This is a genomic window from Bacteroides sp. 224 (assembly GCF_010500995.1).
Classification (GTDB): Bacteria; Bacteroidota; Bacteroidia; order Bacteroidales; family Bacteroidaceae; genus Bacteroides.
This window is the reverse complement of the sequence record NZ_QVMK01000117.1, coordinates 1-312: the sequence shown is the minus strand read 5'-3', so window position 1 is coordinate 312 and position 312 is coordinate 1. Positions and strand designations below refer to the sequence as shown.

Sequence of the window (312 nt, the reverse complement as noted above, 5' to 3'; positions counted from 1 at the left end):
AACCGAAAATTTTGAAACAGATAAAGACGGTAATCCTATTATCAAAATTATGCGGAGCATGACATATACACCTGTTATAATCCCTTTGCTTTTGCAATAAAAAACAAGAATAAATGAACATCGAAACAGAACGTTTACTGCTTCGTCCGATTACAGAAAACGACGCAGAACAAGGTATAATCACCATAAAGGTAGGTAAAGGAGAGAACATGAAAGAAGCAAAAACTACTGATAGTACGACCTACAAGCATCAATAACCAATAAATTGCAGCAATTGCACCACCAATTGCAGCACCATTAATTAATATACCG

At 35.3% G+C, this 312-nt stretch carries 1 protein-coding gene; it reads left to right on the top strand.

Annotated features, from left to right (window positions below; all coding sequences use genetic code 11):
- Nucleotides 1-113: 113 nt before the first annotated feature.
- Nucleotides 114-257: a hypothetical protein gene (locus D0T60_RS18605; protein ID WP_163219984.1), complete on the top strand. Its 144-nt coding sequence runs from the start codon at nt 114-116 to the stop codon at nt 255-257.
- Nucleotides 258-312: the final 55 nt, after the last annotated feature.